This window comes from Azospirillum griseum (assembly GCF_003966125.1).
Taxonomy (GTDB): Bacteria; Pseudomonadota; Alphaproteobacteria; order Azospirillales; family Azospirillaceae; genus Azospirillum; species Azospirillum griseum.
Genome location: NZ_RXMA01000002.1, coordinates 15,897 through 39,779, shown reverse-complemented (window position 1 = coordinate 39,779; position 23,883 = coordinate 15,897). Strand labels below are relative to the sequence as shown.

The window sequence follows — 23,883 nt, the reverse complement described above, 5'->3', positions numbered from 1 at the left end:
GTTACGCCACCACCGGCGCATCCCACTCCGGCGCGCGCCAGGACAGGCGGGTGGTCCCGACGGTGAGCGGGGCCGTGGCGTCCTCCAGATCGGCCAGCCGCAACAGGGCGAGCGCGTGGCCGTCCACGCCGCCGCGCAACTCCCCAACCTCCTTGTCGCCCAGCGTCACCGGGGTTCCGGGTTCGGGCAGCGGGCCGTCGAGCGTCACCGGGAACAGCTTTTTCTTGATGAGCGCGCGGTATTTGGTGCGTGCGGTCAACTCCTGCCCCATGTAGCAGCCCTTGGTCCAGGACACGGCGTTGAGCGCGTCCAGCCGGTTTTCCAGGGGAATGGCCTTGTCGGGGATCATGTCGGCGCTGCCGTCCGGCACGCCCAGCGTCACGCGGAGACGGTCGTAATCGGTGACCGTGCGGCGGGCCAGCCCGGCGGCGTCGAGCGCGGCCAGGGCGTCGTCAAAGCCATCCACCGGCAGGATCAGGCGGGCACCCAGGGCGGGCAGGCGCGGATCGGTGATCGCCACCCCGCCCGCGAAGGGGCGGGCGGCCCCGGCCTCCTCCGGCAGGCCCAGCGCGGCGAGCGCTCCGGAGCCGAAGGCAACGACGATGCGCAGCGACTCGGCGCGGTCCTCCAGCGCGATCTTGGAGCGCAGCTTGTACATCTTCAGCCGCTTGAGCAGATCGGCCCGGCGCTCCGTCTCGGGGTCGAGCAGCAGGGCACCGCCGAACCCGATCAGGATAAAATCATGCAGGAATTTGCCCTGCGGGGTCAGGAACAGGCTGTAGGCGGCGCGCTGGTCGGTGACGGCGGTGACGTCGTTCGACACCAACCCTTGCAGGAAGACCGCGCGGTCTTCGCCCGACACCGCCACCACGCCGCGCCGTTCCAGCACCGCATACCCCGCCGCGTCCACCGTCATGATCGTCCCTGCTCCCTCGTTCGTGTGCGGGTGAATCCTGTGCGGGTGAAAAATGGTGTGGGGTGGGTGGGCTGGCAAGGCTTTGCGCGGTCCGCAGGCGGCGATGGCCCATGCGCCGGGTGAATTGGGGGGCGTTATGTGGCATCTCTGACATTGCCGCGCCGGTGTGGCACGGTGGAGGAGGACGCATGACCCCTACGATCACCGTCACCGACATCCCCGCTGGCAGCGCCCTTCGCGCCGGGCTGGAGCGTGCCGATTTCTGGGACGCGTATGAAGCGCCCTTGCGCGATCCGGCGCTGATGCCGTTGGAAATCGCCTTGAAAAGCTTTGGCACGACACCGGGCTGGGTGTCGGCGCTGATGGCGCTGCGCAACGGGCTGGTGCGGTTGGTCGGGTTGAAATCGGTGGGCGCGATCCGGGTGGTCGGTGGCAAGCCCGCCGCCGCCTATCGCGTGGGGGATCGGCTGGGCATTTTCACCATCCGCGCCATGGACGACCATGAAATCCTGATGGGCATCGACGACCGCCATCTGAACGTCCAGGTGTCCATCGTCAAACCCATGGTCCAATCGGGGGAGGATGCGCCGCGCTATGTGGTGTCGACCATGGTCCACATCCACAACGCGCTTGGCCGTCTTTACATGCTGCCGGTCGGGCGCATCCATCCGCTGGTGGTGCGGGCGGTGATGCGGCGGGCGGCCCCCTGAAGTGGTGGCCTCCTGATGCGGTAGTGTGTGCCGCAAATTTCAGCACCTGCATTCGCTTTGGGCGGTTGATCGGCTGTTGACGGGTGGTGTGCCCGCCGCGTTACTCTGTTGACCGGTGTGGCATGGCTTTGGCATTGCCGCTTGGCTCTTCACTTTTTCGGATCCGCGCCCCTTGGAGTCCTCCCCCCCTGCCGATGCGCCGCCGCCCCGCCTGGAGCTGCGCGGCATCACCAAGCGGTTTCCCGGCTGTCTGGCCAACGATCACGTGAATCTCGTCCTGCAAGGGGGCGAGATCCACGCGCTGTTGGGGGAGAACGGGGCCGGCAAATCGACCCTGGTGAAGATGATCTATGGGGTGCTGCACCCCGATTCCGGCTCCATGCTGTGGCAGGGGCAGGAGGTGCGCGTGCCCGATCCCGCCGGTGCCCGCCGCCTGGGAATCGGCATGGTGTTTCAGCATTTCTCGCTGTTCGACACGCTGACGGTGACGGAGAACATCGCGCTGGGCCTGGACAATCCGGGACCGATGGCGGCGTTGGCCAACCGGATCCGCACGGTGTCGGAACGCTATGGGCTGGCGCTCGACCCCGACCGCCACGTCTTCCATCTGTCGGTCGGCGAGCGGCAGCGGGTGGAGATCGTCCGCTGCCTGCTTCAGGATCCCAAGCTGCTGATCATGGACGAGCCGACCTCCGTCCTGACCCCGCAGGAGGCGACCAAGCTGTTTGAAACCCTGCGCCGTCTGGCGGCGGAGGGCTGCACCATCCTCTACATCTCGCACAAGCTGGAGGAGATCCGCGCCCTGTGCAGCCGTGCCACCGTGCTGCGCGGCGGCCGGGTGGTCGGGGCCTGCGATCCCCGGCAGGAAACCGCGCGCGGTCTGGCCGAGATGATGATCGGCAGCGAGCTGTCCACGCCGGAACGCCCGCCGCAGGGGGCCGCCGGGGCGGCGCGCCTGTCGGTGCGCAACCTGTCCACCAGCTCCGACAACCCGTTCGCCACCAACCTGAAGGACGTGACGTTCGAGGTCCGCGCCGGGGAGATTCTGGGAATCGCCGGGGTGGCGGGCAACGGACAGGCCGAACTGATGGCCGCCCTGAGCGGGGAGGCGTTGATCGCCGACCCCGCCGCCGTGCAGATCGAAGGCTTGCCGTCCGGCCATCTCGGCCCGCGCGCGCGCCGGGCGCTGGGGCTGGCCTTCGTGCCGGAGGAGCGGTTGGGGCGCGGGACCGTGCCGGAACTCAGCCTGTCCGACAACGCGCTGCTGTCCGGTTACGCCAGCGAAACGCTGGTGACGGGCGGCATGGTGCGCTTTGCCAAGGCGCGGGCCTACGCCGAGACGATCATCAAGGGATTCAACGTCGTCACCCACGGGCACAAGGCCGAAGCGCGGTCGCTGTCCGGCGGCAATCTGCAAAAATTCATCATCGGTCGCGAGATCCTGCAACGGCCCAAGCTGCTGATCGTCGGGCAACCGACCTGGGGCGTGGACGCGGGCGCGGCGGCGGCGATCCATCAGGCCCTGATCGGGCTGGCGCGCTCCGGTGCCGCCGTTCTGGTCATCAGCCAGGATTTGGACGAGCTGTTCGTGTTGAGCGACCGGATTTCCGTGCTGTTCCATGGGCGGTTGTCCGACAGCCGACCGACCCATGAAACCAGCGTGGAACGGATCGGGCTGTTGATGGGCGGGCTGTTCGCCACGCCGCCGGACGAAGACGGGGAGATTGCGCGTGCGCTGTGACGATGCGAAGGGGTGCAACGCATGAGCCTCATCCGACTGGAACCGCGCGGTCAGGCCTCGCAGGCCATGGTCTATCTGACCCCGCCGCTGGCGGTGGTTTTGACCCTGATGAGCGGCTTTGTCCTGTTCCTGCTGCTGGGCTTTGACCCGATGAAGGCGCTGCACGCCTTTTTCATCGACCCGGTGTCGTCCAAGCGCGGGATCGGGGAGCTGATCGTCAAGGCCACGCCGTTGACGCTGTGCGCCATCGGCCTGTCCATCGGCTTCCGCGCCAATGTGTGGAACATCGGGGCGGAGGGGCAATTGACCGTCGGGGCGATTGTCGGCGGCGGTCTGGCCCTGGCCTTTTACGGGCATGGCGGCTGGTGGCTGCTGCCGCTGATGGTGATCGGCGGGGCGGTGGGCGGCATGGCCTGGGCGGCGATCCCGGCCTATCTGCGCCTGCGCTTCAACGCCAGCGAGATTTTGACCAGCCTGATGCTGACCTATGTCGCGCTGCTGCTGCTGAATTTCCTGGTGCATGGGCCGTACCGCGACCCGGACGGCTTCGCCTTTCCCGAATCCCGGCTGTTCGAGGCTGACGCGGTGATGCCGATCCTGTGGTTGGGAACCCGCGTGCATCTGGGGGCTGCCCTGGCCCTGCTGGCGGTGGCCGGTGGCTGGGTGTTGATCGCCCGGACCTTCATCGGCTTCCAGATCAAGGTGATCGGGCTGACTCCGGCGGCGGCGGGCTATGCCGGGTTCGACCAGAAGCGCATCGTCTGGCTGGCCTTGCTGCTGTCGGGCGGGTTGGCAGGGATCGCCGGGATGGGTGAAGTCGCCGGACCCATCGGCCAGATCACGCCGAACGTGTCGCCGGGTTATGGCTTCACCGCCATCATCGTCGCCTTTCTCGGCCGTTTGCACCCGGTGGGCATTCTGCTGGCCGCACTGCTGATGGCGTTGTCCTTCATCGGGGGCGAGGCCGCGCAGATCGCGATGGGCCTGCCCAAGGCGATCACCGGGGTGTTTCAAGGGATGCTGCTGTTCTTCCTGTTGGCGAGCGACGTGCTGATTCGCTACCGGGTCCGATTCGGCGCGCGGAGGGCTGTGGCATGAGCGCGGAACTGTCACTGATCGGCCCGATCCTGGCCGCAATGCTGGCGGCGGCCACCCCGCTGCTCTTTGCCGCACTGGGCGAGCTGGTGGTGGAAAAGTCCGGCGTCCTCAACCTGGGCGTGGAGGGCATGATGCTGGTCGGGGCCGTGTGCGGCTTTGCCGTGACGGTGAAGACCGGCAGCGCCCCGATGGGCCTGCTGGCGGCGGCGACGGCGGGGGCGGCCACCGCCGCGCTGTTCGGTCTGTTGACGCTGGGCCTGCTGGCCAACCAGGTTGCCACCGGGCTGGCGCTGACCCTGTTCGGGGTCGGGCTGTCGGCGCTGATCGGGCAGGCCTTCGTCGGCATCCCGCTGAAGGGGCTGCCCAAGCTGAACATCCCCGGCCTGACCGACCTGCCGGTGATCGGGCAGGCGCTGTTCGGCCAGGATCTGTTGGTGTATCTGGCGATTCTGGCGGTTCCGCTGGTCCATCTGTTCCTGTACCGCACCCGCGCCGGTCTGGTGCTGCGCGCGGTGGGGGAAAACCACGCCGCCGCCCACGCGCTGGGCTACAAGGTCATCCGCATCCGCTTTCTGGCCGTGCTGTTCGGCGGGGCGATGAGCGGGCTGGGCGGGGCCTTCCTGTCGATGGATTACACGCCGATGTGGGCGGAGAACATGACGGCGGGGCGCGGCTGGATCGCGCTGGCGCTGGTGGTGTTCGCCACCTGGAAGCCGCTGCGCGTCATGCTGGGGGCGTGGCTGTTCGGCGGCGTCACCATCGCGCAGCTTCACGTTCAGGGTTTGGGGGTGGACGTGCCCTCGCAACTCTTGTCGATGCTGCCCTATCTGGCTACCGTTCTGGTGTTGGTGCTGATTTCGCGGGATGTCGCCCGCACCCGATTGAACGCACCGGCCTGTTTGGGCAAGTTGTTCCACCCGGACGCCTGACCCGGACATTTCCGTTTCTTGGGCCGAATATTTCTTTCGCCGCAAACCGACAACCGAAACACAAAGAAACAAGGAGCTTTGACGTGAACAGAAGGACGATGGGCAAGACTCTGCTGGGGTTGGCCGGGGCTGCTGCGGTCGCGCTGAGCGTCGGCACGGCGGCGGCGCAGGACAAGTTGAAGGTCGGTTTCGTCTATGTCGGCCCGATCAGCGATCACGGCTACAGCTACCAGCACGACCAGGGCCGCTTGGCGGTTGAAAAGGCGCTGGGCGACAAGGTCGCCACCACCTATGTCGAAAATGTGCCGGAAGGGGCCGACGCCGAACGCGTGATCGAGCAGTTGGCGGCCAGCGGCCACAAGCTGATCTTCACCACCTCTTTCGGCTTCATGAACCCGACGCTGAAGGTGGCCCAGCGCTACCCGGATGTGAAGTTCGAGCACGCGACCGGCTACAAGCGCGCCGCCAACGTCGCCACCTACTCCGCCCGCTTCTACGAAGGCCGCACGGTGGTCGGGGCCATCGCCGGCAAGATGACCAAGTCGAACGTCATCGGCTATGTCGCGTCCTTCCCGATTCCCGAGGTGGTCAGCGGCATCAACGCCTTCACCATCGCCCTGCGCGAGCAGAACCCGAAGGCCGAGGTCCGCGTCGTCTGGGTGAACAGCTGGTACGATCCCGGCAAGGAAACCGAAGCGGCCATGGCGCTGATCGACCAGGGTGCGGATGTGATCGTCCAGCACACCGACAGCCCGGCCCCGATCCAGACCGCGCAGGACCGCAACCTGTGGTCGGTTGGCCAATCGTCGGACATGACCCGCTTCGGGCCGAAATCGCACCTGACCGCCATCGTCGATGACTGGAACGGCTATTACATCGACCGCGTCAAGGCGGTGCTGGACGGCTCGTGGAAGGCCGTGGACACCTGGGGCGGCTTCAAGGACAAGATGCTGTTCCTGGCCCCTTACAACCCGGCGATTCCGGCGGACGTCGTGGCGCTGGCCGATCAGATCAAGGCCGACATCATGTCGGGCAAGCGCCATTCCTTCCAAGGTCCGGTGAAGGACCAATCGGGCAAGGTGGTGATCCCCGAGGGCAAGAGCGCCACCGACGAGCAGATCCTGAAGATGGACTGGTACGTCGAAGGCGTGCAGGGCAAGGTTCCGAAGTAAGCCTTTGGGCGTCGGCGGGCCGGGGGCAAGTCTCCGGTCCCGCCGACGCCCATTGACGCCCATGATGGCGGGTGTGAGTGAGGAGGCCAGCGATGGGGCACACCCTCTACGACCGCGACTTTTACGCCTGGGCGAACGAACAGGCGGCGTTGTTGCGCGCGGGAAAACTCGACGCGGCGGACATCGCCCACATCGCCGAGGAGATCGAGAGCATGGGCCGCAGCGAAAAGCGGGAGTTGGTCAATCGCTTGGCCGTTCTGCTGCTTCATCTGCTGAAATGGCGCTTTCAGCCCGGTCTGCGCGGCAACAGTTGGCGTCTGAGCGTGAAAGAGCAACGCTATCGGTTGGCCAGCCACATGGCGGACAACCCCAGCCTCAAATCCAAATTGGACGAGGCGGTGGCCGACGCCTATCGGTTGGCGCTGGTTGAGGCGGAGCGGGAGACGGGGTTGAGCGAGTCAACCTTTCCCGCCGCCTGCCCCTGGAGCTACGCGCAGATGATCGACCATGATTTCTGGCCGCAGCCCTGATTTTACAAAGACGCCTGATTTTACAAAGACGGCGGCCCTTACAGATACGGACCCAGCAGCTTCAGAAACGGCCGCGCCTCTTGCAGCACCAGGACGGTCTGGTGGAACAGATCCTCCGGGGCGGCGTGGTGGTCCAGCGTGCTTTCGGAAAAGAGGATGATCTTCTGACCGCCCTGGACGATGAACTTCACATGCTTCAGCCCATCGATGCCGCGCAGCAGCGACAGCAGCGTGCGGCGGCGGTCGGGGGCCTGGGCGGTGAAGGGAACATGGCCGACATCCGCCCAGATCTGGCAGATCGACCCGTCGCCCTCGTGCCGCACGGCGATGTTGAAGGGCAGGCCATCGGCCATGAAGGTCAGCTTGCAGGGCTTGGGCGGCTTGGCGATGCCCAACACCCCTTCCGGCGTCATCACGATTGATCCCGGCGTGATGGGCAGCGCGCCGTCCGGCACCTCGGCCAGGGATTGGATGGTCTTCAGATCGGGAACGGTCACGGGGCGGCGCTCGATTCGTCGGTTGCGTGTGCGGTTAGCATGGTGTCTTGCCGCTAAAATTCTGTAAAGGGCTTGATCGGGCGTCTACAATGGCCGCTCGTTGTTGGATGAACTGTGAAGACCGAGGCGATGTCCGCCATCAATACCGTTGTCGTTCCGATCCACCGCGCTGGCTGGCCCTTCATCGCCGCTTTCGCCGTCGTTTCGTTGATCCTGGGGCTTGCCGTCTGGACCCCGCTGGGCTGGGCCGGTCTGGTTCTGACCCTGTGGTGCGTCTATTTCTTCCGCGATCCCGACCGCGTCACTCCGACGCGGCCCGGCCTGCTGGTCAGCCCGGCCGATGGGCGCGTGACGATGATCGTCCAGGCCGTTCCGCCCCCGGAACTGGGCATGGGTGACAAGGCGCTGACGCGAATCAGCGTCTTCCTCAACGTGTTCAACGTCCACGTCAACCGCGTCCCCGCCGATGGGACCATCGTGGCCGCCGAATACCACAAGGGCAAGTTCCTCAACGCCGCCTTGGACAAGGCGAGCGAGGAGAACGAGCGCATGGCCTTCCGCCAGCGCCTGCCCGACGGGCGCGAGATCGCCTATGTCCAGATCGCCGGGCTGGTCGCCCGCCGCATCCTGTGGTGGGTCAAGGCCGGGCAGCCGGTGAAGGCGGGCGAGCGCTTCGGCCTGATTCGTTTCGGCAGCCGCACCGACATCTATCTGCCCGATGGCGTCGCCCCGCTGGTGTGCGTTGGCCAAACCGCCATTGGCGGTGAAACCATCCTGGCCGACCTGAACGGCACGGAAGCGCAGCGTTACGGGGATGTGCGCTGATGAAACGCCCGCCCGTGTTCAAACAGCCGATTTTCCGCTCCAACCGGACGCGCCGCCCGCGCCGCCCGCACCCCCGGCTGAAAGGGTTGTCGATCAACCATCTGCTGCCGAACGTGCTGACGGTGCTGGCGCTGTGTTCCGGTTTGACGGCGATCCGATTCGCCATTCTGGAACGCTGGGAACCGGCGGTGATCGCCATCGTGATCGCCGCGATTCTCGACGCGCTGGATGGGCGGATCGCCCGGCTGTTGAACGGGCAGAGCAAGTTCGGGGCGGAACTGGACAGCCTGTCCGACGCGATCAGCTTCGGCGTCGCCCCGGCCTTCATGATGTATCTGTGGGGGTTGAAGGGGGCGGGAACGCTGGGCTGGATCGCCGCCATGGCCTACGCCGTGTGCTGCGCCCTGCGTCTGGCCCGCTTCAACTCGCGCCTGGGCGTGGTGGATCTGCCGCCCTGGGCCTACAACTACTTCACCGGCGTTCCGGCCCCCGCCGGGGCTGGTCTGGTGCTGCTACCGATGACGCTGGGGTTCGAGGCCGGTCCGTCCATCGTTGGGCATCCGGTGGTCATCGTGCCCTGGACGTTGATGATCGGCGGCCTGATGGTCAGCACCCTGCCGACCTTCTCCTTCAAGGGCGCGCGGGTTCCCGCCCAATGGGTGGTTCCGGCGCTGGCCGGAGTCGGGCTGGTCGCGGCGATGCTGGTCAACCAACCCTGGTGGACCCTGTCGCTGATCGGCTTTGCCTATCTCGGCACCTTGCCCTTTTCGACCCGGCAGTTCCGCCGTTTGCAGAGCGCGGCCGAACTGATGCAGACCGACGCGCCGGAGGATGACGGCGACGGAGCCGACAAACGGCCACCGTCGGTTCCGGTCTGATCCCAGTCGAGTCCGTCTATCCCTTTGAAAGCCGCGCCCCGACCTGTCCGGGCGCGGCTTTCGTTTGGACGGGTTGGTCTTGGGCCGGTTATTCGGCGGCGGCGGCCAGCGCGCTGGCCTCGGCGACCACAACCTGGGCCACCATCGGGATTTGGCGCAGGCAATTGCCAACGTGATCGGATTCGGCCCGAACCATGCCAACCACCTCCAGGTCGATGAGCAGGCTGTCGCCGGTCAGGCGGCTGGCCAGCGTGTGCGGGACCAGCCCGCGCTTGGCGACCAGCTCCAACACGCGGGGCAGGGTTCCGGGATCGGCGTCGGCGGTGACGGAAAACACCACGCGGCGGGCGGGATCGCAGGGGCGCGATTCGGCGGCGGGCGGCGTCAGGGTCGGGGCGGTGGATGCGGCGGTGGTGCTGGACATGATGCGTCGGTGCCTTGCGTGTGCGGATTCTGCGGTGTGGGCGCGCGTTTACCCGGCTCTCAAAGGAGAACCGGGCCGCTAATTCGCAGAATGCTGGCAAACCGATGCGTGTTCATGGACGCTACGCTACACAGATGGCCCCGCGCCCGTCAACCCGCCTGTCAGAAGGGCGGCCTTGCCGGTGCGCGCCGCGCTCCGATTTTGGGATGCCCCTTCCGATGCCCGCGACCATGATCGACGACCGCCTGATTCTCCGCCCCGCCTGCGCCGACGACGCGCCGGATCTGGCCCGCCTGATCGATGTGGCGGGTGGCGGGGTCTATGGGTTTCTGCTGGATGGGCTGGTTCCCGGCATGACGGTGCCGGAGATGTTGATGCCGGGGCTGGCCGGGCGCACCGGATCGCTGTCGCACCGGCAGAGCGGCGTGGCGGAATGGGAGGGGCGGGTCATCGGCGTCGCCCACGGCTATCCGGTCGATTGGATTCGGACGGAGGATTACAGCGGCCTGCCGCCCGACCGGATCGACCATCTCGCCAGCTTTTCCCAAACCCACGATTGGGGCAGCTATTTCCTGTCGGCCCTGGCGGTGGACGAGGCGTTCCGCCACCAAGGCGTGGCGGCCCGGCTGCTGGGCGGCTTCTATGAGCGGGCGCGCGATCTTGGCTTTGACCGCGTCACCCTGCATGTCTGGGCCGACAACGCCGCCGCCCAACGGCTCTACGCGAAGGAAGGCTTTGTCGAGGCCGGGCGCGCCGCCATCCCCTGGCACGAGCGGTTGCCGCACCAGGGGGGAAGCGTGCTGTTGCGCCGTTCGGTGTGACCGGCCGAAAACGGGGGAGGGGCGTTGCCCCTCACTTCACCCCCTTCAACTGGTCGCGGGTCAGCCAGAACACCTCGCCGAAGCTGTTGGCGGTTTCCAGCCAGAAGAAATCCAGGTTGGGATAATCGGCCTCCAGAATCTCGCGCCCGGTGCCGAACTCGCAGATCAGGCCGCCGTCCGGGGTCAGATGCTTGGCCGATTCCTTCAGGATGCGGCGGATAATGTCCAGCCCGTCATTCCCGCCCGCCAACGCCATCGCCGGTTCGTGGCGAAACTCGGTCGGCAGCGCGTCCATCGCCTCCTGATCGACATAGGGCGGGTTGGTGATGATGACGTCGTATTTCCGGGACTTCAGCGGGGCGAAGAGATCGCCGTGGTGCAGGGTGATGCGGTCGGCAAAGCCGCTGTCGGCGACGTTGCGCTTGGCAACCTCCAGCGCGTCGGCGGACAGATCGACGGCGTCCACCTGCGCCTCCGGGAAGATGCGGGCGGCGAGGATGGCCAGACAGCCCGACCCGGTGCACAGATCCAGCACCCGCTCGACCGAGGTCGGATCCTCCACCAGGGTGAAATCATCGCCGCCGAACAGATCGGAGAACAGCAACTCGCCGATGAAGGAGCGCGGGACCAGAACCCGTTCGTCCACGTAAAAGGGGATGCCCTGGATGTAGGCCTTGTTCAGCAGATAGGGGGCCGGTTTGCGGGTGTCGACGCGGGCGTGCAGGATGTCCGCCACCGTCTTGCGCTCGGCCAGCGTCAGGCGCGCGTCAAGGTAGGGTTCCAACTGGTCGATGGGCAGATGCAGGCTTTCCAGCACCAGGAACACCGCCTCGTCAAAGGCGGTGGTGGTTCCGTGGCCGTAATCCAGATCGGCTTCGTTGAAACGGCTGACGGCGTAGCGCAGGAAATCGCGGATGCTGACCAGCTCGGCGGCGGCGGTCGCGGCGGTGTGTTCGGTCACGGGCGGACTCTCCGGTGGCGGAAGGGCGGGAAAGGGGCGGCGGCGTTACAGCAGGTCGAGCACCGCGTCGGGCGGCCGCCCGACCCGCGCGCGGTCGCCCTTGACCACGATCGGGCGTTCGATGGCGCTGGGATTGGCCGACAGGGCGGCGATCAGCGCCTCGCCGTCCAGATCGGCGGCAATCCCCGCCTCGGCGGCTTCCTTGGCGCGGCGGATGTCGCGCGGCCCCATCCCCAGCTTGGCCAAAATCGCCGCCAGTTCGGCGGGCGAGGGCGGGGTCTTCAGATACTCGACCACCACCGGCTCGACACCCCGTTCGCGCAGCAGCTCCAACGTCTGCCGGGATTTGGAACAGCGCGGGTTGTGATAGAGGGTGACGTCGCTCATCGGAAATCCTGTGTTGCGGTTCACCGACAGATACACCCGTCCCCCCGCCCACGCCAAGCCACCCGCGCGCTTGCCCGGTGTTTGGCTATGTTATAACGTTGTCACGCCTCGTGACGGTGGGGGCGGTCTATCGTCGCGCCACCAACCGTTCGCGGTGGCGATGCGAAGCCAAGCCAAGCGACGCGACGCACGAATCAAGAGGGGTCCCCTATGGCCGGACAGGATCACACGGCACGGCAGCGTTGGACATCACAGCCTCAGACGTCGCGGCGTCGGCTGCTGCGCGGTTTGGCGCTGGGTGGTCTCGGTCTGGCGCTGGGACATGCGGGAGCGGCGCAAGCCTTCACGGTGCGGTCGGGGTCCGATTACGGCGCGATGCTGGACGGGGCGTGTGGGGCCTCCGCCGATCATCGCCGCCAGATCGCGGAGCTGGAAAGCGCGCTGGGCGGAACCGCCGCCGACCCGCGCATCCTCGCGGTGATCCGGCAAACCGCCTGCCCATCCTGCGGCTGCCCGCTGCTGCTGGCCCCGACCACCGCGCCCACCCCCTTCTGAATGCGGCGCTTGGGCGGTTTCATCGGCGGCCTGTGCGCGCTGGCATTGATCGCGGTCGCCCGACCGGCGGCGGCGCACCCCCATGTCTTCGCCGAAGTGTCCTTTGGCTTGCAGTTCGCCGACAAGGGGCTGGAAGCCATCGATGTGACCTGGCGCTTTGACGAGATGTATTCGCAGGCGATGCTGCCCGACTATCTGAAAAAGGGCGAAAAGCAGCTCTCGGCGGCGGGCGTCCAAGGGCTTTACAACGACGTGTTCCGCTTTCTCGGCGACTACCGTTATTACACCGACGTGACGGTGGGCGGAAACCTGATGAAGAAGGTCAACGCCGGTGGATTCACCGCACGGTCGGAGCGCGGGGCGTTGGTGTTTCATTTCATGATACCGCTGGATCAGCCGGTGGCCTCGGGCACCGTCGATCTGCTGGGCTTCGATCCGGACTATTTCATCGAATACACGCTGGCAGGGGCAGCGAAGGCGCACGGCAAGCCGTTCCGCCATCAATGCAAAACCCAGCGATTCCAGCGCGAAACCGACATCACCGGCCCGATTGGGGTGGCCGGTCTGTCCTGTGTGATCGGGTGAGGGCGATGCGGACAACGGCACGGGGGCTGTTGGCCCTGGTCCTGACGCTGTGGCTGACACTGGTTGGAGCGGACGCGCAGGCGGCCAGCCCGCTGGCCGGTGGGCGCGCCGCCGCTCCGGACGAGGCCGCCGCATCGCTGTCCCTGCTGCCCGAACCGCTGCGCGGGGCCGCACAGAGCCTGAACCGCCTGCAAGCCGACCTCAGCCGTCAGATGACCCGGCGGCTGCAGGAGATGCGCGACGCCGACGACGGCGGGTCCCTGGTGGCCGGGGCGTGGCTGTGCCTGATCGCCTTTGTCTATGGCGTGCTCCACGCCGCCGGGCCGGGCCATGGCAAGCTGGTGGTGTCGTCCTATTTTCTGGCCAACCGGGCGGCGTGGTGGCGTGGCGTGCGGCTGTCGGTGGGGGCGGCCTTGACCCAGGCCCTGGCGGCGATCCTGCTGGTGGGGATCCCGGTCCTGCTGCTGGACATGACGCGGGCGAGCACGCTGGGGTCGATCCGCTATCTGGAATTGGCGAGCTATGGCCTGATGACGCTGGTCGGGTTGATCCTGCTGGTGCGCGCCGCGCGCGGGCAGACCGGTTGCGGGCATGACCATTCCGGTGGGGACGCCACCGGTCATGCCCATGATCACAATGCCCACGGCCCGGCCTGCGGCCACGCGCACCATCATGACCATCATCACGGCCATGGCGGTCACACGCACGCAGCGGCACCGGACCGACGCGGCTTTCGCCTGCTGGCCTTGGCGGTCGGGTGTCGGCCCTGTTCGGGGGCGGTGCTGGTGCTGCTGTTCGCGCTGGCCAACGACATGGTCGCCGCCGGGTTGATGGCGGTTCTGGTGATGGCCGCCGGGGTGGCGCTGACCACGTCGGCGGCGGGATTCGTCGGCATCGGCGCGCGGCGCGGGGTGGAACGGCTGCTGTCCGCCCACCCGCGCGCCACCGATCTGGCCGAACGCGGGTTGGCCTTTGCCGGGGCCGGGCTGGTCACGCTGCTGGGCGGCGCGCTGTTTTTGGCGGCTCTGGGCGGGGTTTGACGACGGGGACACGCCGCAATCGTTGCGGTGGGTGGTTCCGGGTGATAGCTTCCGCCCCAATTTCCAATGTTTTGGCAGAGAGTACAGGCATGTCGCTCGACAAGGCCACGGTGGCCAAGATCGCGCATCTGGCCCGCATCAAGGTGCCGGACGGAGAACTGGAATCTCTGGCCGGGGAACTGAGCCAGATCCTGACCTTCGTGGAACAACTCAACGAAGTGGACACCACGGATGTTCCGCCGATGACCAGCGTGGCCGCGCAAAAGCTGCGCCGCCGCGTGGACGCGGTGACGGATGGCGGCTACACCCCGCAGGTTCTGTCCAACGGCCCGGAAACGGCCGAAGGCTTCTACGTCGTTCCGAAGGTGGTCGAGTGATGACGGCGCTTACGAATCTGACCATGGCGTCGGCCCTGGATGGCCTCGCCAAGAAAGAATTCACGGCGGTGGAACTGGCCGAGGCGCATGTGCGCGCGGTCGAATCGGCCCGCCCGTTCAACATCTTCATCACCGAAACCCCCGACGCCGCCCTGTCGATGGCCAAGGCCAGCGACGAGCGCCGCGCGAAGGGAGAGGCCGGGCCGATGGACGGCCTGCCCATCGCGGTGAAGGATCTGTTCTGCACCAAGGGCATCGCCACCACGGCGGGCAGCAAGATCCTCGACGGCTTCATGCCGGAGTATGAATCGACGGTGACGTCGCAGCTGTGGCGCGACGGGGCCGTGCTGCTGGGCAAGGTGAACCTCGACGAATTCGCCATGGGGTCGGCGACCATCACCGCCCACCAGGGCGAAACGGTCAGCCCCTGGAGTCCCGGCCAGCCCGGCCAGTGGGACCGCAAGATCGTGGCGGGCGGCTCGTCCGGCGGCTCGGCGGCGGCGGTGGCCGCGCGCGTGGCGTTGGGCGCGACCGGGACCGACACCGGCGGCTCGATCCGCCAACCGGCGGGCTACACCGGCACCGTCGGCATCAAGCCGACCTATGGCCGCTGCTCGCGCTGGGGCATCGTCGCCTACGCCTCCTCGCTGGATCAAGCCGGGCCGATGACCCGCACGGTGGAAGACGCGGCGATCATGCTGCGCTCGATGTGCGGCTTCGATCCGAAGGATTCGACCTCGGTCGATCTGCCGGTTCCCGATTTCCGCGCCGCCCTGACCGGTGACATCCGTGGCCTGCGCATCGGCATTCCCAAGGAATACCGGGTCGAAGGGCTGTCGGCGGAAATCGACGCGCTGTGGACCCAGGGCATCGAATGGCTGAAGGACGCGGGCGCGGTCCCGGTGGAGATCAGCCTGCCGCACACCAAATACGCCCTGGCGGCCTATTACATCATCGCCCCGGCGGAGGCTTCCTCCAACCTCGCGCGCTACGACGGCGTCCGTTACGGCCTGCGGGTCGAGGGCGGCAGCCTCGCCGAGATGTACGAGAACACCCGTGGGGCCGGGTTCGGCAAGGAAGTGCAGCGCCGCATCCTGGTCGGCACCTATGTGCTGTCGGCGGGCTATTACGACGCCTATTACAACAAGGCCCGTCAGGTGCGCACCCGCATCAAGTGGGACTTTGACGAGGCGTTCAAGAGCTGCGACGTCATCCTGACGCCGACCGCCCCCAGCACCCCCTTTGCCATTGGCGAGAAGATGGACGATCCGGTGCAGATGTACCTGAACGACGTCTTCACCGTGCCGATCAACCTCGCCGGTCTGCCCGGCCTGTCGGTCCCCGCCGGTCAGGGGGCCGATGGCCTGCCGCTGGGCCTGCAACTGATCGGCCGCCCGTTCGACGAGGAAACCCTGCTTCGCGTCGGCCAGGTGGTGGAAAAGGCCGCGAACGTCACGGCGCTGCCGCCCTTCATGGCGTGACGCTGGCCCGTTCTGGTCCGTAAGAGCACAAAGGCCGCCCCATGGGGCGGCCTTTGTGTGTTTGGGCGTGTGTGTTTGGGCGATGGCCACAGGGGTGATCGCGGATCTGCGTGGAGCGGCGCGTCAGCCTTTTCCAGACTTGCGCCGTCCACGCTCACGCGCGCCGCCCGCTTCCCCCTCCTTGCGTTGAACGAACAACCGCCCAGCCTGCATCGCGGCGGCGCGGCTGATGTAGTTGCCACAATCAAAGCGCTGACCATCGAACGTCACCGCCAGAACAAAGGTCTGGGGGCCGGTTTCCTCGATGTGAATGGACGACGCGGAGGGCGCGGGCTTCATGTGTGGGGCTGCCTCAACAGGTTTGCGCGATCACCGGGCCTTACGGTCTCGGCCGGGATGGGATGATCCAACAGCGGGGCAGGGGCGCGCATCAACAGGAAACGCGCATCAATGCGCGCTCTTGTGTTTGAACCGGACTGTATGAAGGGGTTGGTGGCGGATGGGGTGGGATTCGAACCCACGGTAGGCTCACACCTACGGCGGTTTTCAAGACCGCTGCCTTAAACCACTCGGCCACCCATCCGTCGGGCGCTGCGCGCAACGCGGATGATCCGATTAACGAATGTGACGGGCCGGGTCAAGCGTTCCGAGACAAAAAAGCTGACGGGAAAGCCGTCAGTTGCGGATGGGGCGGCCCAGGGTGCGCAGGCGCTTGACCGGGCGGGGTGCCGACGGGCTGTCGGAGAAGTCGGGCAGGCTGGGCGCGCGGACGATGGTCTTGCGGATCAGATCGGCGGTCACGGTCAGATCCTCCAGAACCTCCGGTGCGATGCGGCCCTCGTAGCGGGGGTGGGAGAGTCGTTGACGGGTCTGTTCGATCGCCCGCAATTCCGGTTCGAACAGCTCACGCGCGCCGATGGGCAGCACCTGATCGTCGCGCATGGTGGCGAAATAGCTGCGGGTCACGCGGGCCAGCATCCCGGTCAGCAGCATGTCCATGCGGTCGAACTCGGTCCGCAGGTCCGACAGCTTGCCGTGGTCAACGCCCTGCAACCGCTCCTCGGTCAGGGCGAAGAGGGCACGGATCTCCTCCACCTTGCGGCGGAAATCCAGGAAGGAGGCGAAACGGTCATCGCCGATGTCGCGCTGCGCCCGTTCCGCCAGCCGGGCGGCGTCGATGGCCTGCCGCTCGATGGCGGTCAGAAGCTCGCGAACCTCTTCCCGGCTGTACCCCTTGCCCCACACCATTCCGCCCTGTTCCTCCGTCCGGCCGCCGGGCGGCGGCGTGGCCGGACCCGAAGGGATGATCTTAACGGTGAAACTTTTAACAAAATGCTCTTCAACCACCAAGCCCCGGTTGGGTCAGGCGTCGCGCAGCTCCAAAATCACCGGGGTGTGGTCGGACGCCTTTTCCCCGCCGCGCGGGCCACGGTCGATGACGCACCCGGCCAACCGGTCGGCGGCCTGCGGCGACAGCAGGAAATGGTCGATGCGCAGACCCTTGTCGCGCGGCCAGCAGCCGGCCTGATAATCCCAGAAGGTGTAAGCCCGGTCATCGTCGTGCAGGGCGCGGTAGGCTTCGGTCAGGCCGAGATGGAGCAGCGCGCGGAACTTGGCGCGGGTTTCCGGCTGGGTCAGCGCATCACCGGCCATGTCGGCGGGGGAATAAACGTCGCGATCCTCCGGGATCACGTTGTAATCGCCGCCCAGCACAAAGGGGATCTCGCGCGCCAGCAGATCGGTGGCGTGGGCGCGCAGCCGGTCCATCCAGCGGAGCTTGTAGGCGAACTTCTCCCCCGGAATCGGGTTGCCGTTGGGCAGATAGAGCGAGGCGATGCGCACGCCCGCCACCGTCGCCTCGATGTAGCGGGCCTGTTCGTCCTCCGGCTCGCCGGGAAGGCGGGTGATGACGTCGCTGGCCGGGGCCTTCGACAGCAGGGCAACCCCGTTGTAGGATTTTTGCCCTACCACGGCGACGTGATAGCCCAGCTCCTCAAAGGCGGGGCCGGGGAAGGCGGCGGTTTCGCATTTGATTTCCTGGAACAGCACGACGTCGGGGGAGGTCAGACGCAGCCAGTCGGTGATTTGCGGCAAACGGGCCTTGACGGAATTGACGTTCCAGGTGGCGATCTTCACGAAGCGGTTCCGTCTGTTCAGGCGGCGAAGGAGTTGCCACAGCCGCAGGACGCGGTGGCGTTCGGATTCTTGATCTGGAAGGACGCGCCCATCAGATCCTCGACGTAATCCAGCGTCGCCCCGGCCAGCAGGTCGAGCGAGGAATCGTCCGTCACCACCTTCACCCCGTCGCGTTCGAACACGAGGTCGTCGTCGTTCACCGTGGCGTCGAAGCGGAAGCCATACTGGAAGCCGGAGCAGCCGCCGCCCGACACGGTCAGGCGCAGCATCAAGGCCGGGTTGCCTTCCAGCGTGATGAGATGGGCGACGCGCTTGGCGGCGCTTTCGCTGACAATCAGGACGCGGTCGGTCGCGACGGGAAGCGCGGTGTCGGGCATGGCAAGGTCGCCTCTGGTGCGATGCGGGAAGCTGTGACCATGAATGTAGGGTGGAAAGGCCCCCGCGTCAAAGTTCCGCCGCCGCATGGCACGCCTTCGCCGTTGCGCGGGCGCTGGCGCGTGGGTAGTGTCCGCCCATGACGGCGGATATCCCCCTGGATCTGACTTTGGGTCGGTTGGCCCCTTACGCCTGCGCCCCGGCGGGCACGCGCGGGCGGCTGGTGGCCGAACCGGAAAGCCCGACGCGGTCGTGCTTTCAGCGCGACCGTGACCGGATCGTGCATTCCGGCGGGTTCCGCAAACTGAAATACAAGACGCAGGTCTTCGTCTATCACGAGGGCGATTATTACCGCACCCGGCTGACCCACAGCCTGGAGGTGGCGCAGATCGCCCGCTCCATCAGCCGCGCGCTGGGGCTGAACGAGGATCTGGCCGAGGCGGTGGCCCTGGCCCATGATTTGGGCCACACCCCCTTTGGCCACGCTGGGGAAGAGGCGCTGAACACCTGCATGGCCCCGTATGGCGGGTTCAGCCACAACGACCAGACCCTGCGCATCCTGACGCGGCTGGAGCGGCGTTACGCCGACTTTGACGGCTTGAACCTGACCTGGGAAACGCTGGAGGGGGTGGTCAAGCACAACGGCCCGCTGCTGCCGACGCGCGCGGGAACCACGCTGCCCACCACCATCGCCGCCTTCCAGGGCGCATGCGATCTGGAACTGCACACCAACCCGGGGGCGGAGGCGCAGGTCGCGGCCCTCGCCGACGACATCGCCTACAACAACCACGACATCGACGATGGCCTGCGCGCCGGGCTGTTCACCGTGGAAGAGGTGGCCGAGCTGCCGCTGGTCGGCCCGGTGATCCGCGAGGTGATGGACCGCTATCCCGGCCTGGAACGCCCGCGCCTGATCCATGAGACGGTGCGGCGGATGATCAACGTGATGGTCAGCGACCTGCTGGCGGAAACCCGCCGCCGTCTGGCCGAACATCAGCCCGGCAGCGCGGCGGAGCTGCGGGCGCTGCCCATCCCGATGGTCAGCTTCACCCCCACCATGTGGGAGGCGCACGGCCCCGTCCGCGCCTTTCTGCGCCAACGCATGTACCGCCATTTCCGGGTGAACCGGGAAATGAGCAAGTGCAAGCGGGTGGTGCGGGCGCTGTTCGACCTGTTCATGAACGAACCCAACACCCTGCCGACCGAATGGCAGCGCGACATAACGGCGCGCGGTGGCGACACCGACGCGACGGTGCGGGCGCGCCACGTCGCCGACTACATCGCGGGCATGACCGACCGCTATGCGCTGGCCGAGTACGGCCGTCTTTTCGACATGGATGCCAAGACCTAAGACGATGAATATTTTCAAGGCCTTCGAGAACGATATTCGCAAACTGCTGGAAGAGCTGGCCGCCGACGGTGCGATCCCGGCGGGCCTGGACAGCAGCCGTCTGACGGTCGAACCGCCGCGCGAGGCGGCCCATGGCGACCTGTCCACCAACGCGGCGATGATCCTGGCCAAACCGGCCCGGATGGCCCCGCGCGCGCTGGCCGATCTGCTGGTGGCCAAGCTGAAGACGCGGTCCGATGTGCAATCGGTGGAGATCGCCGGACCCGGCTTCGTCAATCTGCGCCTGACGGCGCAGGTCTGGCGCGACCGCGTGCGCGACGTGCTGACCGCCGGAACCGCCTATGGCGACAGCGCCATGGGGCAGGGCGAGGCGGTGAACGTCGAGTATGTTTCGGCCAACCCGACCGGCCCGCTGCACGCCGCCCATGGGCGCGGCGCGGTGTTTGGCGACGCCCTGGCCGCGCTGCTGCAAAAGGCCGGATACGCCGTTTGCCGCGAATATTACATCAACGACGCCGGGGCGCAGGTCGATGTGCTCGGCCGCTCCACCTACCTGCGCTATTGCGAGGCGCTGGGCGACGACATCGGCGAGATTCCCGCCGGTCTCTACCCCGGCGAGTATCTGAAGGAGGTGGGCGAGGCCCTGGCCAAGCGCGATGGCACCGCCTGGAAGGGCAAGGACGAGGCCGAATGGCTGCCCGCCTGCCGCGATTTCGCCATCGCCATGATCCTGGACTGGATCAAGGAGGATCTGGGCGTGCTGGGCGTCACCATGGACGTCTACAGCAGCGAACGGGCGCTGGTGAAGGCCGGGGCGGTGGACACCGCGTTGACCACGCTGGAACAGCGCGGCCTGATCTACACCGGCGTGCTGGAGCCGCCGAAGGGCAAGAAGCCTGATGATTGGGAGCCGCGCCCGCAGACCCTGTTCAAGTCCACCGACTTCGGCGACGACGTCGACCGGCCGCTGAAAAAGTCGGATGGCTCCTTCACCTACTTCTCGAACGATATCGCCTATCACTTTGATAAATATCGCCGAGGTTTCGCCAACCAGATCGACGTCTGGGGGGCTGACCATGGCGGCTACGTCAAGCGGATGCAGGCGGCCACCGCCGCCGTGACCGAGGGCAAGGCGTCCCTGGACGTCAAGCTGTGCCAGCTGGTGCACCTGATGCAGAACGGCCAGCCGGTGAAGATGTCCAAGCGGGCCGGGACCTTCGTCACCCTGCGCGACGTGATCGAGCAGGTGGGCAAGGACGTCGTCCGCTTCATCATGCTGACCCGCCGCAACGACCAGACGCTGGATTTCGACTTCGCCAAGGTGACGGAGCAGTCGAAGGACAACCCGGTGTTCTACGTGCAGTACGCGCACGCCCGCTGCCGGTCGGTGCTGCGCCACGCCGCCACCGCCCTGCCGCAGGTCGATCTGTCGCCGTCCGCCCTGGCCGCCGCCGCCAACCTGAACCGCCTGGAGGCGGAGGAGGAAATGGCGCTGGTCAAGCGGATGGCGGTGTGGCCGCGTCTGGTCGAATCGGCGGCCGAAGCGCACGAACCGCACCGCGTCGCCTTCTACCTCTACGATCTGGCCAGCGATTTCCACGCCCTGTGGAACCGGGGGCGCGACGACGCGTCGCTCCGCTTCCTGATCGACGGGGATGAGGAGGTGACGGTCGCCCGGCTGGCCCTGATCGCGGCGGTGTCCACCGTGATCGCGTCCGGTCTGGCGGTGATGGGCGTGGAACCGGCGGAGGAATTGCGTTCATGAACCAGATGGGCCACGGCATGGGCAATGGCGTGGGCGAGGGGCCTTACGCGCCCCCACCCTATGGCGCGCCGCCACAGCCATCCTCCCATGGGGTGAGGGTGGGCTATCGCCCGCCCAACCGCTTGGGGGTCGGCTTTGCGGCGTTTGGCCTGATTGCCTTTGCCGGTGCCCTTATGATCGGTTTTCGCGGCGGCGACCGGCTGTCGGGCGATGGCCCGCCGCTGATCACCGCCGACAAGACCGCGACCAAGTCGCGGCCGGAGCAACCGGGCGGCATGGACGTGCCGCATCAGGACAAGCTGGTCTATGACCGGTTGCATGATCGCGGTGGCAAACCCAACGTCGAACGGCTGTTGCCGCCGCCCGAAGCGGCGTTGCCGCGACCGGTCGTCACGCCGCCGATGCCGTCCTTGCCGTCTCTGCCCAGCGTGCCGGTGATCGGGCAATTGCCGACGGCTCCCGGTGGAACGACGACTGTTCCGCGCGACACGGTGGAAAGCGCGGCCTTGTCCTCCAGCGCGGCAGCGGTGACTGCCCCGGTTGCGGCGGCCCCCTCGGCGTCGGGGGCCAAGCCCGGCGCGCAACCTCCGGCCAAACCGGCAGCCACGGCCAACACCCCGGCCGCTTCGGCCAAAGCGCCGCAGCCGACCACTCCGCAAACCACCGCCACGACACCGCCCAAACCGACAGCGTCCACGAACGCGGCCTCTTCCGCCGCCAAACCGGTGGCAACGTCGCAAGCCAACCCGCCGCAAGGTGGCGCAACCCCGGCGGCGAGGCCTGCGGCCAACAGCCAACCGTCCGCCGCGCCGACCCCGGTTGCAGCCCCGCGCACAAGCATCGCCGCCGCGCCGATCGCGCCCCCGCCTCCGGCATCGGGAGCCACCGCATCGACGGCGGCCAAGCCGGTTCCGCCCGCGCCGACGACCCCAGTCCCGGCGGCGGCCACTCCGGCCAATCCGGCCAAGGCAACCCCCGCCGTGGTGGGCGGGGCCGGTCAATGGCGGGTGCAGTTGGCCTCCGTCCGCAGCGAGGCCGAAGCCTCGGCGGAATGGAAGCGGTTGGCGGGGCGTCATCCCGAAGCGCTGGGCAGCTTGTCCTTCCAGGCGGCGAAGATCGACCTGGACGGCAAAGGAACCTTCTACCGCGTGCAAGGCACCGGCGCTGACGAGGCGCGGGCCAAATCCATCTGCGCCCAGTTGCGCGCCCAGAATGTGGGGTGTGTGGTTGTCCGTCCGTGATTCCGCTGCCCGCGCGTCGGCCGCAAAGCCCACCGCGTCGGCCAACCGCCCGCGCGCCGTTGTCTTCGGTTGCGCGGGCACGATGCTGGGGGCCGATGAGGCCGCGTTCTTTGCCGCCTCCGATCCGCTGGGCTTCATCCTGTTCCGGCGGAACTGCGACACGCCCGATCAGGTCGCCACTCTGGTCCGCGATCTGCGCGCCAGCGTCGGGCGGCCCGACGCGCCGGTCCTGATCGACCAGGAGGGCGGACGCGTGGCGCGCCTGCGCCCGCCGCACTGGCCCGCCCATCCGCCCATGGGGGTCTTTGGCGCGTTGGCCCAGCGCGACCGCGCCGCCGCTCGGGAGGCCGCCTGGATCAACGGTCGGTTGCTGGCCCATATGCTGACCGAGGTCGGCGTGACGGTGGATTGCGCCCCGGTCTGCGACGTGCCGGTCGATGGCGCGCACGACATCATCGGCGACCGCGCCTTTGGCCGCGACCCGGAGCTGGTCGCCGATCTGGCGCGCGCCACCGCCGAGGGGCTGATGGCGGGCGGCGTTCTGCCGGTCATCAAACACATCCCCGGCCATGGCCGCGCCCTGGCCGACAGCCACGCCGAACTGCCGGTGGTGGACGCCCCGCGCGAGGCGCTGGAGGCCACCGACTTCGCCCCGTTCCGCGCCCTGGCCGATCTGCCGTTGGCGATGGTCGCCCATGTCGTGCTCAAGGCCATCGACCCGACAGCCCCGGCCAGCACGTCGGCCATCGTCATGCGCGAGGTGGTGCGCGGCCCGGCCATCGGCTTTGACGGTCTGCTGTTCGCCGACGACCTGTCGATGAACGCCCTGGCGGGCGATGTGCGGACGCGGGCAAAAGCGGTGGTGGCGGCGGGCAACGACATCGTGCTTCACTGCAACGGCGTGTTGGACGAGATGCGCGCGGTGGCGGAGGTGGTTCCACCGATGAGCTACGCGGCGGCCCAGCGTTGGGCGCGCGCGCAGGCGATGCGCGGCACCCCCAAGCCCGCCGACATCGGCGCGCTGAAGGAACGCATGGATGATTTGTTGCGTCTGATCAAGGCGTAACAGGGTTGTTTTAACAAAGTGG

27 protein-coding genes and 1 tRNA gene are annotated in these 23,883 nt (G+C 67.3%); 18 read left to right on the top strand and 10 right to left on the bottom strand.

The window, feature by feature from the left end; translation table 11 throughout:
- Position 1: 1 nt before the first annotated feature.
- The gene (gene ygfZ, locus EJ903_RS02780) at positions 2 to 916 is read right to left on the bottom strand and encodes a CAF17-like 4Fe-4S cluster assembly/insertion protein YgfZ (RefSeq protein ID WP_126611916.1); all 915 of its coding nucleotides are present in this window, start codon (positions 914 to 916) and stop codon (positions 2 to 4) included.
- A gap of 188 nt (positions 917 to 1,104) precedes the next feature.
- Here ygfZ and EJ903_RS02775 point away from each other — a divergent pair, with 188 nt between their 5' ends.
- The 6 genes from EJ903_RS02775 (at position 1,105) to EJ903_RS02750 (ending at position 7,096) form a co-directional block, all read left to right on the top strand.
- Positions 1,105 to 1,626 (top strand): DUF2867 domain-containing protein, encoded by a 522-nt coding sequence (locus tag EJ903_RS02775; RefSeq protein ID WP_126611914.1) that lies wholly within the window; start codon positions 1,105 to 1,107, stop codon positions 1,624 to 1,626.
- 172 nt (positions 1,627 to 1,798) lie between these two features.
- Positions 1,799 to 3,367 (top strand): ABC transporter ATP-binding protein, encoded by a 1,569-nt coding sequence (locus EJ903_RS02770; RefSeq protein WP_126611912.1) that lies wholly within the window; start codon positions 1,799 to 1,801, stop codon positions 3,365 to 3,367.
- Positions 3,368 to 3,388: 21 nt separating this feature from the next.
- Positions 3,389 to 4,465 carry an ABC transporter permease gene (locus tag EJ903_RS02765; protein WP_126611910.1) on the top strand — a complete coding sequence of 359 codons (1,077 nt, stop codon included), beginning with the start codon at positions 3,389 to 3,391 and terminating at the stop codon, positions 4,463 to 4,465.
- A complete protein-coding gene (locus tag EJ903_RS02760; protein ID WP_126611908.1) occupies positions 4,462 to 5,394 on the top strand; it encodes an ABC transporter permease in 933 nt (310 codons plus the stop codon). Before EJ903_RS02765 ends, EJ903_RS02760 begins: the two co-directional genes overlap by 4 nt.
- Before the next feature lie 98 nt (positions 5,395 to 5,492).
- The gene (locus EJ903_RS02755; RefSeq protein ID WP_126612523.1) at positions 5,493 to 6,566 is read left to right on the top strand and encodes a BMP family ABC transporter substrate-binding protein; all 1,074 of its coding nucleotides are present in this window, start codon (positions 5,493 to 5,495) and stop codon (positions 6,564 to 6,566) included.
- A gap of 92 nt (positions 6,567 to 6,658) precedes the next feature.
- Complete coding sequence (locus EJ903_RS02750; RefSeq protein WP_126611906.1) at positions 6,659 to 7,096, top strand: DUF29 domain-containing protein; 438 nt, start codon at positions 6,659 to 6,661, stop codon at positions 7,094 to 7,096.
- Between the two features lie 38 nt (positions 7,097 to 7,134).
- Here EJ903_RS02750 and EJ903_RS02745 read toward each other — a convergent pair whose 3' ends face one another.
- Positions 7,135 to 7,593, bottom strand: a complete 459-nt coding sequence (locus EJ903_RS02745; protein ID WP_126611904.1) for a hypothetical protein — start codon at positions 7,591 to 7,593, stop codon at positions 7,135 to 7,137.
- 129 nt (positions 7,594 to 7,722) lie between these two features.
- Between EJ903_RS02745 and EJ903_RS02740 the strand changes: the two genes are divergently transcribed.
- Together EJ903_RS02740 and EJ903_RS02735 are read left to right on the top strand one after the other, a co-directional pair.
- Entirely contained in the window at positions 7,723 to 8,418 is a 696-nt protein-coding gene (locus tag EJ903_RS02740; protein WP_126611902.1) for a phosphatidylserine decarboxylase, read from the top strand.
- Positions 8,418 to 9,296 carry a CDP-alcohol phosphatidyltransferase family protein gene (locus EJ903_RS02735; RefSeq protein WP_126611900.1) on the top strand — a complete coding sequence of 293 codons (879 nt, stop codon included), beginning with the start codon at positions 8,418 to 8,420 and terminating at the stop codon, positions 9,294 to 9,296. The genes EJ903_RS02740 and EJ903_RS02735 overlap by 1 nt, the downstream gene beginning before the upstream one ends.
- 88 nt (positions 9,297 to 9,384) lie before the next feature.
- Here the strand turns inward: EJ903_RS02735 and EJ903_RS02730 are convergent, their stop codons facing one another.
- Positions 9,385 to 9,720 (bottom strand): hypothetical protein, encoded by a 336-nt coding sequence (locus EJ903_RS02730; RefSeq protein WP_126611898.1) that lies wholly within the window; start codon positions 9,718 to 9,720, stop codon positions 9,385 to 9,387.
- Positions 9,721 to 9,938: 218 nt separating this feature from the next.
- On the opposite strand from EJ903_RS02730, the gene EJ903_RS02725 reads away from it, so the two are divergent.
- Positions 9,939 to 10,541 carry a GNAT family N-acetyltransferase gene (locus EJ903_RS02725; protein WP_126611896.1) on the top strand — a complete coding sequence of 201 codons (603 nt, stop codon included), beginning with the start codon at positions 9,939 to 9,941 and terminating at the stop codon, positions 10,539 to 10,541.
- Between the two features lie 31 nt (positions 10,542 to 10,572).
- Here EJ903_RS02725 and prmB read toward each other — a convergent pair whose 3' ends face one another.
- A complete protein-coding gene (gene prmB, locus EJ903_RS02720) occupies positions 10,573 to 11,502 on the bottom strand; it encodes a 50S ribosomal protein L3 N(5)-glutamine methyltransferase (RefSeq protein ID WP_126611894.1) in 930 nt (309 codons plus the stop codon).
- Positions 11,503 to 11,547: 45 nt separating this feature from the next.
- Positions 11,548 to 11,889, bottom strand: coding sequence for an arsenate reductase (glutaredoxin) (gene arsC / locus EJ903_RS02715; RefSeq protein WP_126611893.1), 342 nt, complete (start codon positions 11,887 to 11,889; stop codon positions 11,548 to 11,550).
- A gap of 210 nt (positions 11,890 to 12,099) precedes the next feature.
- On the opposite strand from arsC, the gene EJ903_RS02710 reads away from it, so the two are divergent.
- The 5 genes from EJ903_RS02710 to gatA all read left to right on the top strand — a co-directional run bounded on the left by EJ903_RS02710 (position 12,100) and on the right by gatA (position 15,927).
- Positions 12,100 to 12,444: a hypothetical protein gene (locus tag EJ903_RS02710; protein WP_126611891.1), complete on the top strand. Its 345-nt coding sequence runs from the start codon at positions 12,100 to 12,102 to the stop codon at positions 12,442 to 12,444.
- Between the two features lie 9 nt (positions 12,445 to 12,453).
- Positions 12,454 to 13,029, top strand: a complete 576-nt coding sequence (locus EJ903_RS02705) for a DUF1007 family protein (RefSeq protein WP_158627864.1) — start codon at positions 12,454 to 12,456, stop codon at positions 13,027 to 13,029.
- Between the two features lie 5 nt (positions 13,030 to 13,034).
- Complete coding sequence (locus EJ903_RS02700) at positions 13,035 to 14,069, top strand: nickel/cobalt transporter (protein WP_158627863.1); 1,035 nt, start codon at positions 13,035 to 13,037, stop codon at positions 14,067 to 14,069.
- An 89-nt stretch (positions 14,070 to 14,158) separates the two neighbouring features.
- Complete coding sequence (gene gatC / locus EJ903_RS02695) at positions 14,159 to 14,446, top strand: Asp-tRNA(Asn)/Glu-tRNA(Gln) amidotransferase subunit GatC (protein ID WP_126611886.1); 288 nt, start codon at positions 14,159 to 14,161, stop codon at positions 14,444 to 14,446.
- Positions 14,446 to 15,927, top strand: a complete 1,482-nt coding sequence (gene gatA / locus EJ903_RS02690) for an Asp-tRNA(Asn)/Glu-tRNA(Gln) amidotransferase subunit GatA (RefSeq protein ID WP_126611884.1) — start codon at positions 14,446 to 14,448, stop codon at positions 15,925 to 15,927. The genes gatC and gatA overlap by 1 nt, the downstream gene beginning before the upstream one ends.
- A gap of 123 nt (positions 15,928 to 16,050) precedes the next feature.
- On the opposite strand, the gene EJ903_RS02685 is transcribed toward gatA, so the two are convergent.
- The 5 genes from EJ903_RS02685 to erpA all read right to left on the bottom strand — a co-directional run bounded on the left by EJ903_RS02685 (position 16,051) and on the right by erpA (position 18,440).
- A complete protein-coding gene (locus EJ903_RS02685; RefSeq protein WP_126611882.1) occupies positions 16,051 to 16,266 on the bottom strand; it encodes a hypothetical protein in 216 nt (71 codons plus the stop codon).
- A 154-nt stretch (positions 16,267 to 16,420) separates the two neighbouring features.
- Positions 16,421 to 16,510: transfer RNA gene (locus tag EJ903_RS02680), tRNA-Ser, on the bottom strand.
- Positions 16,511 to 16,602: 92 nt separating this feature from the next.
- Positions 16,603 to 17,175, bottom strand: a complete 573-nt coding sequence (locus tag EJ903_RS02675; RefSeq protein WP_126611881.1) for a hypothetical protein — start codon at positions 17,173 to 17,175, stop codon at positions 16,603 to 16,605.
- A gap of 114 nt (positions 17,176 to 17,289) precedes the next feature.
- Positions 17,290 to 18,063 carry an exodeoxyribonuclease III gene (locus tag EJ903_RS02670; RefSeq protein ID WP_126611880.1) on the bottom strand — a complete coding sequence of 258 codons (774 nt, stop codon included), beginning with the start codon at positions 18,061 to 18,063 and terminating at the stop codon, positions 17,290 to 17,292.
- A gap of 17 nt (positions 18,064 to 18,080) precedes the next feature.
- Complete coding sequence (gene erpA / locus EJ903_RS02665; protein WP_126611879.1) at positions 18,081 to 18,440, bottom strand: iron-sulfur cluster insertion protein ErpA; 360 nt, start codon at positions 18,438 to 18,440, stop codon at positions 18,081 to 18,083.
- Positions 18,441 to 18,577: 137 nt separating this feature from the next.
- Between erpA and EJ903_RS02660 the strand changes: the two genes are divergently transcribed.
- Genes EJ903_RS02660 through nagZ form a run of 4 tightly spaced genes read left to right on the top strand, consistent with a single transcriptional unit; the run spans position 18,578 to position 23,861 of the window.
- The gene (locus tag EJ903_RS02660) at positions 18,578 to 19,789 is read left to right on the top strand and encodes a deoxyguanosinetriphosphate triphosphohydrolase (RefSeq protein ID WP_126611878.1); all 1,212 of its coding nucleotides are present in this window, start codon (positions 18,578 to 18,580) and stop codon (positions 19,787 to 19,789) included.
- 4 nt (positions 19,790 to 19,793) lie between these two features.
- A complete protein-coding gene (gene argS, locus EJ903_RS02655; RefSeq protein WP_126611877.1) occupies positions 19,794 to 21,554 on the top strand; it encodes an arginine--tRNA ligase in 1,761 nt (586 codons plus the stop codon).
- Positions 21,551 to 22,795 carry an SPOR domain-containing protein gene (locus EJ903_RS02650; RefSeq protein WP_246015130.1) on the top strand — a complete coding sequence of 415 codons (1,245 nt, stop codon included), beginning with the start codon at positions 21,551 to 21,553 and terminating at the stop codon, positions 22,793 to 22,795. The genes argS and EJ903_RS02650 overlap by 4 nt, the downstream gene beginning before the upstream one ends.
- Positions 22,782 to 23,861: a beta-N-acetylhexosaminidase gene (gene nagZ / locus EJ903_RS02645; protein ID WP_246015128.1), complete on the top strand. Its 1,080-nt coding sequence runs from the start codon at positions 22,782 to 22,784 to the stop codon at positions 23,859 to 23,861. The genes EJ903_RS02650 and nagZ overlap by 14 nt, the downstream gene beginning before the upstream one ends.
- Positions 23,862 to 23,883: the final 22 nt, after the last annotated feature.